General features: G+C 28.7%; 10 protein-coding genes and 1 pseudogene. 9 read left to right on the plus strand and 2 right to left on the minus strand.

All coding sequences use genetic code 11. The features are described 5' to 3' along the window. The 8 genes from CUL_RS16790 to CUL_RS0106095 form a co-directional block, all read left to right on the plus strand. The coding region (locus CUL_RS16790) for an integrase core domain-containing protein (RefSeq protein ID WP_025640821.1) at window positions 1-357 on the plus strand (357 nt) is incomplete at its 5' end. Between the two features lie 148 nt (window positions 358-505). Then, a complete protein-coding gene (locus CUL_RS0106060; protein ID WP_025640822.1) occupies window positions 506-883 on the plus strand; it encodes a hypothetical protein in 378 nt (125 codons plus the stop codon). Window positions 884-1,591: 708 nt separating this feature from the next. After that, on the plus strand, window positions 1,592-2,002 hold the full coding sequence (locus CUL_RS0106070; protein ID WP_025640823.1) for a nucleotidyltransferase substrate binding protein: 411 nt from the start codon (window positions 1,592-1,594) through the stop codon (window positions 2,000-2,002). Between the two features lie 302 nt (window positions 2,003-2,304). Next, window positions 2,305-3,924 carry an anti-phage protein ZorA-like protein gene (locus tag CUL_RS0106075; protein WP_025640824.1) on the plus strand — a complete coding sequence of 540 codons (1,620 nt, stop codon included), beginning with the start codon at window positions 2,305-2,307 and terminating at the stop codon, window positions 3,922-3,924. Next, complete coding sequence (locus tag CUL_RS0106080) at window positions 3,921-4,634, plus strand: OmpA family protein (protein ID WP_236616434.1); 714 nt, start codon at window positions 3,921-3,923, stop codon at window positions 4,632-4,634. Before CUL_RS0106075 ends, CUL_RS0106080 begins: the two co-directional genes overlap by 4 nt. After that, window positions 4,627-5,796 (plus strand): hypothetical protein, encoded by a 1,170-nt coding sequence (locus CUL_RS0106085; RefSeq protein WP_025640826.1) that lies wholly within the window; start codon window positions 4,627-4,629, stop codon window positions 5,794-5,796. Before CUL_RS0106080 ends, CUL_RS0106085 begins: the two co-directional genes overlap by 8 nt. Continuing rightward, on the plus strand, window positions 5,786-8,554 hold the full coding sequence (locus CUL_RS16795) for a DEAD/DEAH box helicase (protein ID WP_025640827.1): 2,769 nt from the start codon (window positions 5,786-5,788) through the stop codon (window positions 8,552-8,554). The genes CUL_RS0106085 and CUL_RS16795 overlap by 11 nt, the downstream gene beginning before the upstream one ends. A gap of 271 nt (window positions 8,555-8,825) precedes the next feature. Then, on the plus strand, window positions 8,826-9,023 hold the full coding sequence (locus CUL_RS0106095; protein WP_025640828.1) for a YjfB family protein: 198 nt from the start codon (window positions 8,826-8,828) through the stop codon (window positions 9,021-9,023). A gap of 32 nt (window positions 9,024-9,055) precedes the next feature. On the opposite strand, the gene CUL_RS0106100 is transcribed toward CUL_RS0106095, so the two are convergent. Then, window positions 9,056-9,283, minus strand: a complete 228-nt coding sequence (locus CUL_RS0106100; protein ID WP_025640829.1) for a hypothetical protein — start codon at window positions 9,281-9,283, stop codon at window positions 9,056-9,058. Window positions 9,284-9,491: 208 nt separating this feature from the next. Here CUL_RS0106100 and CUL_RS0106105 point away from each other — a divergent pair, with 208 nt between their 5' ends. Continuing rightward, entirely contained in the window at window positions 9,492-10,232 is a 741-nt protein-coding gene (locus tag CUL_RS0106105) for a nitroreductase family protein (protein WP_025640830.1), read from the plus strand. A 389-nt stretch (window positions 10,233-10,621) separates the two neighbouring features. Here CUL_RS0106105 and CUL_RS0106110 read toward each other — a convergent pair. Further along, window positions 10,622-10,889: pseudogene (locus CUL_RS0106110) on the minus strand (ISNCY family transposase); the annotation flags it as partial.

The raw sequence follows: 10,889 nt of genomic DNA on the forward strand, positions 1-10,889 counted from the left end.
AAGCGGGAACTTTATAATAAGAAAATTAACTTGATTATAAGGTCAGATAATGGCCCACAATTCATCAGCAATAAATTTCAAGATACTTGTAAAGAATTAAAATTAGAGCATGAAAGGATACCATTTAAGACTCCAAATAAAAATGCCCATATAGAAGCTTTTCATAGATTGTTAGAAGATGAATGTTTGTCAAGGTACGAATTTAAAAGCTATACAGAAGCTTATGAAGCAGTATCTGAATATATTAAATTCTACAATAAAGTTAGAATCCATAGTTCTTTAGGATATATTTCACCAGTAGAATTTTACCATAAAACATTGGAAGGAACAGCAAAACCTTTGAAAATAAAGCTTTAATACTTTGCCTTCAAGTGCCTAACACATTAATATTTAGCTGAAATCAAGGGCCTGCTTTGAGGGGCGTAGCCTTTACCCTTGATGAAGATAAATATTAATGTACAATAAACCAAGGGCAAAATGAAATATTATGATATTGGAAGTATTAGTGAGTTTTTGTCCAAAATTAAGGGATCAATCCGAGAATTTTGAAAATAGATGTACTATTGTTTGTTACCATGGAACAGATGATAATTTAATTTCAAATATAGATAAAGAGAAATTTGGTAAAAATATTAACTGCTTTATTTACAGAGAAGTATCTTTTGATAAGGTTGATGGTGAAATTTTTAAAAATACTAAACATGGCTTAGGTTCAGATTATCTGAAATTATTTGATTACACTATGGAAAAATATAAATTCAATTTTGACAATGGAAAAACTTTAGAATTAGATACTGTAGAATATAATACAAATATTAGGAGATATTGCATCGATTATATCAATAAAGTTCCTAGGTTAAAGATTGCAAATATCAGTGTATAGCTAACAATGGAGAAGTTTGTGGCTGAAAGAAATTATATTAATAAAAACAAGCAATAAAGTTCAGTGATAGTGAACGATATTAATGTCTATTTAGAAGAAAATCCATGGAGTTAGAAAAGTAATATTTTATGACCGCAATATTAACTAAAGAAGAAGATGCTTAGAATAATCATTACTATAGACTGTAATATATTTTGGCTATAAGTAATTTATAATCACTCTAATATGGCAAAAAATGTTAATTAGAGGTTGAATTCTAATTGGTATAAATATAGTTTTAGTTTGCTAAAATTATAAGATAATATATAAAGAATCAGATGTTTTTACCCCTTATTTCTATCCCTTTATGGGTATTTTAATCCTATTTCTAGTCTTGATTAGTAATATTTTTAGAAACTAGGGCGAAGCAAAGCAAACCCTAGTTTATTTTTGATAACAAAGCTAATTCTAAAATCATTCCATATATGATAACTTGTATTAAAAGATAACAATTTAGAAGGTCAATTCCATGACTAAGGATATAATTAGTCTAATCAATGAAAAGTTAAGAGAAATGGAGAGGAATTTAATTTTTATAAAACAAGTTTTATAGGTGAGCAAAAATGCAAAAAACATTTCCTTATGATTTTACTCTAAAACATGAAATAATAAGATATAATAATTATAAACAGTTTATGAGATTCCAAAAGGTAAAGGAGGGGTATTTCTGTGGGGGAGAATATCCGTTGGATCCAAAGGTTTGCTAATTATAAAAGGGCCTTAAGCCAACTTAGAAATGCAGTAGAATTGATGGAGGAAAGAGAACTATCCATACTTGAGAAACAAGGGGTTATTCAATCCTTTGAATATACCCATGAATTAGCATGGAAGACTTTAAAAGATTTTCTTGAGCATAGGGGTAGTATAGGCATATATGGTTCAAGAGATGCTACAAAAAAAGCCTTTGCATTAGGGCTTATAGAGGATGGAGAAATATGGATGGAAATGATAAAAAGTCGTAATCTAACAAGCTATACATATGATGAAAGGACAGCAGATGAGATTATTGATCTTATAAAAGATTCATATTTTCACCAAAATTACAACAGAGCTTGGATGGAAGCCTTCATATACTTTTGATGAAGGAACAAAATAAACTATAGGGTGGTATTTAAATAATACGGATTGGATTGAAAATATTGTTTGTGGCAATTATACTAAATATTACGAAAGCATGTATGGAGAAGTTTAGAGAATAAATATATTTATTTTAAATAGAGCTGAGGATAATTCCTTAGCTCTTATTATCATTACAAAATTGTATTTTTCAAACTTTTCAAAGTGAAAAGTAAAAAAATTTAATAAGCTTTATAAAAAAGAGGATTTCATAAATTCATGTCGAATTCTATATAAATAGGTATAAAAATAAGGGAGAGATGGGATTGAGTTTAACGGGGAATATAATAAATTTCATAGTAAAAATTATTGAGAATATAATCAATTTTACTGATTTCTTTTCTGTTATTATAGTAATTCTTGCTGCAGTTTCTTTTTACATATGTCATAATAAAGTTTCAAAAAATATAAAATCCTTGAGATATTTCATTATACACAGGGACGAAGTATCTGGAAGAGACCTTACTAATTTAAGGCAAGTAAAGGAAAAGAACCTGTTTAACGGTAATAGTTATATAGAAAATATCTGGAGTAGATATATTAACTATGCAAGGAATAATACGGTTCAAAGTATGGTACCTGACATATCTTCTTTTTTTAATAGATATAATGTAATAGATGAGCCTGGAAGAAGACAAATAGCCCAAATTGTACCAGGCATCTTAACTGCCTTAGGAATATTAGGAACCTTTATAGGTCTCCAAGACGGTATTAGTAAATTAACATTGGACAATCCAGAATTAATTGAGGAAAGTATAAAAAATTTAACAGATGGTATGTCTTTAGCTTTTATATCTTCTATAGTTGGGATAGTAATGTCTATGATATGGTCATATCTAGATAGAAGTAAATATAAAACCTATGTTCAATATTTAGATAAATTTTATCTAGCTTTTAATGAAAAATTTAGGGTATTTACTAGTGAATATTATTTAAATGAAATATTTGAGCTGCAAAGAGAATCTACAGAGGCAATAAAACATCTGGCTACAGATATATCTTTAAATTTGATAGAGTTGGTAGATAGCAGTCTTATTCCAGGTATCGAAAGTTCCATGACTCAGGTTATCAATGAAAGTATAGTTCCAAATATTAATCATATAAACCATGCTTTTGAAAACTTTGCCAATAGCAGTACAGATAATCAAATAGCTACCTTAAATACAATGATAAACAATTTCAACAAGCAATTAAATGAAACTGTAAGTATTTCCTTTAATGAATTGGAAAATACCATTAAGGAATTTACAGAATGGCATAAAGAAACTAAAGTTAGTTTAGAATCTTTGATAGAAAAAATAAAAGAAAGCAGTCTAAATTATTCAGAATTAAATTCCAATTCAGAAGCTATTATACTTAAATTTAATCAATTATTCGATCAAATCTCTAAAATTAATCAAGAACTAGGAAGTAAAATGGATACAATAAAGGATACTACCATTGCTTTACAAGAAATATCTACCTCAAATGCTAAAACTACAGCAGAAGTCAATCGAATTCAGAAAAAATCTATAAAATCCTATGCTAAAGTAGAAAATAGTGTACAATTATTAAAAGAAGATTTAGAGAGAACTTGGCATAATCTAGAATCAATTACTATAGCATTGAATGAGTCTACTTCAAATTTTTCAAATAATCTTAAAGATGGTTTAGAAACTACATTTAATATTTTTGATGATAATTTATCCGAGATTTCAAGTCGATTAAGTAGCACTATCTTGGAAATCCAAGATACAGTGGAAGAATTACCTTCCGTTATGACTATAATGTACAATGAACTTCAAAGTCATACATTGCAGTTATCCGAAGCTCTAGAGGAGGTAAATAATCTATATAATTCAATTCATAAATCAATAGTAGCTGAAAGAAAAGAGGTTGTCTCATGATACTTAAAAATAAATCTATGGAAAACTATATAGATGAAAGTCCACTAGAATATTGGATGTCCTTTTCCGATATGATGTCCAGCTTACTTATGATATTTATTTTGCTTTTAATTTTATCCATCTTACAATTAAGCCGTCAGAAAGAATTATTAATAGAAAAAGAAGATGAGGTGGATAAAATAATAGGTATAAGACAAATGATAGTAGCTGAACTAAGAGAAGAATTTAGAGATTCTCAATTAGAAATAGATATCGACCCTGAAACAGGCTCTATAACCTTTAGCGAAGGAGTACTCTTTGATTATAACGCTTATATCATTAAAGATACTGGGAAGGATTATTTAATGGAATTTATTCCTCAATATATAAAGGTGTTATTAAATCCGAAAAATAAAGAATATATATCGGAAATTATAATTGAAGGGCATACAGATGATCAAGGATCATATATGTATAATTTGGAATTATCTCAAAAGAGGGCTTTTGAAGTGGCAAAATTCATATTAAGTGAAGAATTTCAAGGATTAGGAAATAAAGAGGATTTACAGTCTATATTAACTGCCAATGGCCGTTCCTTTAGTAATCCTATTAGAGATTCTGAAGGGAATATAATAGATGAAAGCTCTAGAAGAGTAGAGTTTAAATTCAGGTTAAAAGATGAGGAAATGATTTATAAAATGAAGGAAATGTTGGAAGATGGAGATGCTTAAAAATTATAAATATATACCTAAAAAGATAATTGAAATAAGAGAGGAGATTAAAAGCAAACATCTAGATCTTTTAGAAGGGTTTACTAATAGGGATTTTAACATTAGGGATTTAGAAAAATTGATCGAAGAAATTAGGCAGTTAGATAAAAACCAATTAAAAATCTATTCGTATAAATTAAAACCAAAAGAATTACAAAGTTTAATCCTATATATGCCAGAAAATCGTTATAATATAGAGCTTTGGAAAATCAATGAAATAATTAATACAAGATTCAAGAAAAATAATTTAATTTTATTTTTCAATGCTTTTCAAAATCATTATAGTAATAAAGAGTTTAACCAATACTTTATCCAATACATCAATAAAGTCGAGAATTCTCATGAACTTTTAGGAATAAGCGCCAATGCAGTTCCAATTCTACTGAAATGGTTAGAAGAAGATTATATTTTAGAAATTATTATTGAAGATTATTTCAAACTCAATAGAAAACTGGATTCCTATTTAGGGTTTTGTGGATTTAAATCTAACAGGGGATTATATAAGGATTGTTGGAGATACTTTTTGACCGTTTGTCGAGGAAAGGACTATTTAAATAATGAAGTAGATAAAATATTGGATATTATTAAAGTTTATGAATTAGATTTATTAGCAAAATTTTTAGACAATTATCTATTGAAATTAGAGATAGAAGAATTCCAAGATGAAATATTGAATTATATATATTTAACCTATGATACTCCATTAAATAATTCTCATAAATATCTATGGGACAAGGTTTCAGAAGATGCTAAGGATAGATATAATATCTGGTATGCTAATAAGAAACTTATCGAGTTTTTCCAAGGAGATGAAAGATACGAGTTTTGGTTTAGATATATTAAAGATTTAGATGCCAAACTATTAGGAGTAAATGATAGACAGTTGTTTTTAGATTTTGATAAATTTGTAGTCATCGAATTTAGATATATTGGAAATGCTGCATATATTTATTCTAAACCTTATTATTTAATTAATTATGATGGTAAGGTTTCAAATAATAGAATGGAAGACGATGGCTATTATAAGAATCAAGGCTCTGCATTATCTAGGATTATACACAGAGAGAATTGGCAATATAGGACTACTAAACTGATTTGGGAGTTGAAAAATCATGCTCTTTAGAAGGGAAAAAATAAAGTTAGAATCTAGGTTTTCTACAAAAGGCATAGTATATGACATAATATACAAAAAGGGGAAAAAGGAAGATTCTTTGGTACTACCTATATACAAAAACAAGGAAATGTTGAACCTTTTTTTAACCTCTAAAGATAGAGAAAAAGTTCTATTATTAGAAGAACTATGGTTAGAGGAACTATTGTATAAAGAAGGCTTTAGCTATATTTTAAAATATATAAATTTATATAATATAGAAAAAGAAATTCTAAAAGAATTAGACCTTCCTTATGAAAAAAATATAAAGATCTCACTTAGGGCTAGAAGTTTTTTAGGTAATGAAAACTTTAAGATAGATTATATTATTAGTAATTTAGAACACGGAATATTAGATGGGTTTTATGAGAGAATAGAAAATATAATATTTTTCGAGGACAGAAAATTTCTATTATCTAAGGAACAATTGGAACTATTAGATGAAATAGATAATTGTGAAACAGGGAATGTAGAAGAGCAAGGTTTATTCTTGGCTAAAGTTAAGAAGAAAGCAATAAAAGCTAAAGCTGAAATGGATGATTATATTTTAAACGAGGAATGTTATTTTCCAGAGGAATTAAATGTAGATTTAAAAAAGCATAGTGAAAAATATATTGAACTAATCCCTTATTTTAAAGATTTAAATGAAGAACTAAATAAAAAATTAGTAGAAGGTAAGGATTTAAATCCTATAACTTCTATATCTCAAGGGATTAAAAGGAAAAGGTTGTTTTTTGATGAAACCATCTTTACAGATTATAATAAAATAAAAATGCAAAAAAATATTGTTGGAAGCAATGTACCTAAACTTATAGATAATCCTTATGAATTTCTACCTGATTCTATAGATTTAGAAGAATTTAGTGATAGGGTAAAAGGATTGAAAATAAGAACCTATAGGGCTATTCCTTTTATCCATTGTAAAGAGGGAGAAAGTACTGGTTGGTTTGATTTTGATACGGGAGTAAATATTAGGTCTAGTACAATAGATGAACAAATGGAAAATGATGAGGGTAGTATAAGCATAGATGAATTTCAACGATTAGTAGAAGAAGCTTCTGAAAAGGATGAAAACTATATTTACTACAACAATAAATGGCTAAGGATAGATTATAAATCAGGATTTAAATTTTTGAAAGCAGATGAAAAATTAAAAGATAGAGGGAAAAAGATAGATATTAAAAGTGTTAATTATATATTGGATATTTTCGATAATATTATAACTTTAGAATACAATAGAGGTTATATAAATTTAAAAGAAAGGTATGGGGATAAAGATTTATTAACATATGAAAAACCTAAATATTTAAATGCTAGCTTGTTTGTATATCAGCAGGAAGGTTATAAATGGCTAAGGCTTTTAAAGGAAGAAAAACTAGGGGGATTACTAGCTGATGATATGGGACTAGGTAAAACCTTACAATTAATTGCTTACATGGCATATTTAAAGGAAATAGATGAGTTAAGGCCCTCTTTAATCGTAGTACCAGCTGCATTAACAGATAATTGGTGCAGGGAAATTAATAAATTTACTTATAATATGGATTCCATTTATATTCATAAAGGATCAGATAGGGTTAAAAATAGTGATTTTATTAGTCAATACGATATAGTTATAACTTCCTATGAAACTCTAATAAGGGATCAAATAATATTAGGGAAAATCCACTGGAAAGTATTAGCTGTAGATGAAGCACAGAAGATAAAAAATGCTACAACTTTATCCTCTTCTGCTGTAAAAGCTATGAAATCCAATCATGTAATAGCAATTACAGGAACGCCTGTAGAAAATAATCTTAGTGAACTGTGGTCTATTGTAGATTTTGTTCAACCTGGTTTATTAGGTAGTTATAGTAATTTTAAAGAAGAGTTTCAAATTCCCATAGAAAAAAACATCGATAATCCAAATATTATTAGCTTAAAAAAACAGCAACTTATTTCCCGAATAGAGCCTATATTGTTGAGGAGAACTAAAGAGGAAAAGCTAGAAAATCTTCCGAAGAAAGCTGAAAAAGTTATAACCTGTAGATTTAGTAGTATTCAGGAAAATATGTATATGGATACAATAAACAAAATAAAAAGTGAAAGTGTAGGAGGGATGGCCCTTGCTTATCTCCAAGAACTTATACAAATATGTAGCCATCCCAGATTAGTTATAGGGAATATAAATATAGATTCGAATACATTAATTGAAGAGTGCAATAAGTTAGCAGAAACTTTAAGGATATTGGAAAGGATAAAAGAAAAGGGAGAAAAGGCTGTAATATTTACTAAATACAAAGATATGCAAAAAATTCTAGTGCAGACTATATACGATAAGTTAGGGATTTGGAGTCCAATTATTAATGGAGAAGTAACTAAAAATAGGCTAGATATAATTGAAGATTTTGAAAAAAAACCTGGCTTTAATACTATGATTCTTTCACCGAGAGCTGCAGGGGTGGGACTAAATATAGTAGGGGCCAATCATGTAATCCACTACACTAGAGAATGGAACCCAGCAGTAGAAAGCCAAGCTACTGATAGAGTTCATAGAGTAGGACAAAAGAAGGATGTAAAAGTATACTATCCAATATGTATTAGTGAACACGGTATTACTGTGGAAGTAAAATTAAATGAATTGCTAAACAAAAAGAAAATATTAGCTAAAGAAATTATAATACCTATGGAAAAATTGAAAATCAATGAAAGAGAGTTGTTAGGTGAAATAGTTGGGATGAAGTATTTATAAAGGATAGGTGGGTAATACTAGACAACTACATGGAATACATCTAATAGCTATGGAAATGGTATTTATAGAGATGGCTTTAAAACAAATATGTACTCTGATATATCAGTAGAATTTTTATCAAATACTCATTGAACAATATGAAAATAGAGTAAAATGAAACCTTAGTTAAATAGAAAAGACACAAAGTCAGGGACAAAGGGTATAAATATGAAGATTTAATTAACCATATCAGCAGAGTAGAAATTACAATTTACCAAAGGAGATGATATAAATGGATATACCTTCCTTATCAATAGCCATGCATCAATCAAAACTTCATCAACAAGTTGGAGTATCTGTCATGAAAATGTCAATGGAATCTATGAAAATTCAAGGCGAAGATTTATCAAAAATGCTAGAAACAACTACTAAAAGCATGGAACAATCAGTAAATCCTAATGTTGGAGGAAATATAGATATATTAATATAAGCTGAGGAATTATCCTCAGCCCTTTATTTATGCTACAAATTATACTCCACAGGTATAACTAAAAAATCATCTTCACCAATGAAATTAATAATCAAATAGGTTTCATCATCAAAGAAGTATAGAAGTCCTTCATGTTCTTCGGCAAAATGTCTTAGTTCTGAATAAAGAAGTATATCTTCTTCCTTCGTTTCATCTATAGAATCATTATGTGCCTCTAGCAAAGCTTGTATCTTTTTATCAATTAAATCGTTCTTAAACATAAGACACCCCTCCCCATGACAGAAACTAAGAATAATCTTATATACAAAAATATACCCAAATTAAATATAAACCCACATAATTTATTACTATTGATGAACAAGAAGGAATTTCTATCTAGATGTCGAAGTATATAATATATTAGTAAATTGGGCTTTAGAAAAACTTAAAACACATTGTCAGTGACAACTTAAAAATGGAGGTAATAGCATGAATGAAGTATTAAAACAGATTAAAAACAGGAAATCAGTAAGGGTTTATGAGGATAGAAAAATTCCAGATGAAATAAAACAAGAAATATTAAACGCAGCCTTTCAAGCTCCTAGTGCCGGTTGCATGATGCTATATAGCATCATAGATATTACTGATGAGGAATTAAAAGAAAAGTTATCTATGACTTGTGATAACCAACCCTTTATTGCAAAGGCCCCCATGGTATTTGTATTTATTGCAGATTATCAAAGATGGTATGATTCTTTCTCTTATGAAAATTGTAATCCGAGAAAACCTGGTGAAGGGGATATTCTTCTTGCTTGTGTAGATGCAGTAGTAGCTGCCCAAAATACTGTAGTAGCAGCAGAGTCTTTAGGTGTAGGCTCCTGCTATATTGGTGATATCCTTGAAAATTGCGAGATTGTGAGAGAGTTATTAGAATTACCAGATTATGTTCTGCCTATAGCCATGGTAGTATATGGCTATCCTGCAGAATCCCAAAAGAAAAGGAAAAAACCTATTCGTTTTGAAAAAGAGTATATTGTTTCAGAAAACAAATACCATAGATTAAATAAAGAAGAGCATAAGAAAATGCATTATACAAGAAATAAGAAATCTGGTTTAGAAGATAAAGACATCAACAATTATATTAATAAATTCTGCAATCGGAAATACATGTCTAAATTTGCCCTGGAAATGAATCGATCGGCAGCTGAATATTTGAAAAAATTTAGATAGGTCATAGATAAATTAATTATTGAAATATCATAATTGTAGAAAATCATAGTTTTACTAAAAATAATAGTATGGCTGAAATTGTTTATTTATTATATCATCATATAAGATGAATATTAAGTAATTGCGAAACTCTTTCTAAAAACTGAATAATAGGAATATAGATCCTTCAAAAAAAGAGTTTCAAGAATGGAAAGTGGAATCCAAGTGAAAGTTTAGCGAGAACTAAAAGTTGTTCTTAAAAAAGGGTACACAAAATAAAGGTATCAAATTTCTAGAAAAATGAATATCTAAAATAAATACCTAAGCAATTAATGGTTTTAAACTTCTGATGTACTCGTGCTTATGTATTTTATCAGCAAGGACAACAGTAATTAATTGTGTGATGCCTGCTAGTAGTAAATCGGCATGAATGGTTTTCTCATTTTGGGTTTTACGTCCAGCAATACAGAAACTTTCTTTAAAATGATTTATGGACTGCTCTACTACTGAACGGATTTTATAAACTTTATCCCATTCTTCTGTATCACGAAGAGTCCCTGGATAAGCACGAAGATCCTTTTCAGGATAAACGTAGATCATTCTTCCACAAGGTGATGAAGTACAGGGATTGTCACAAAAATGACGTCTTCGATATTTACCGTCATCACATTTAGTCCA

The organism is [Clostridium] ultunense DSM 10521 (genome assembly GCF_000511955.1).
Classification (GTDB): Bacteria; Bacillota; Clostridia; order Tissierellales; family Tepidimicrobiaceae; genus Schnuerera; species Schnuerera ultunensis.

Excerpts from the sequence above, each read along its gene's own strand:
- CUL_RS0106105 (WP_025640830.1), top strand. The coding sequence starts at position 9,492 with ATGAATGAAGTATTAAAACAGATTAAAAACAGGAAATCAGTAAGGGTT.
- CUL_RS0106100 (WP_025640829.1), bottom strand. The coding sequence starts at position 9,283 with ATGTTTAAGAACGATTTAATTGATAAAAAGATACAAGCTTTGCTAGAG.
- CUL_RS16795 (WP_025640827.1), top strand. The coding sequence starts at position 5,786 with ATGCTCTTTAGAAGGGAAAAAATAAAGTTAGAATCTAGGTTTTCTACA.
- CUL_RS0106080 (WP_236616434.1), top strand. The coding sequence starts at position 3,921 with ATGATACTTAAAAATAAATCTATGGAAAACTATATAGATGAAAGTCCA.
- CUL_RS0106085 (WP_025640826.1), top strand. The coding sequence starts at position 4,627 with ATGCTTAAAAATTATAAATATATACCTAAAAAGATAATTGAAATAAGA.
- CUL_RS0106095 (WP_025640828.1), top strand. The coding sequence starts at position 8,826 with ATGGATATACCTTCCTTATCAATAGCCATGCATCAATCAAAACTTCAT.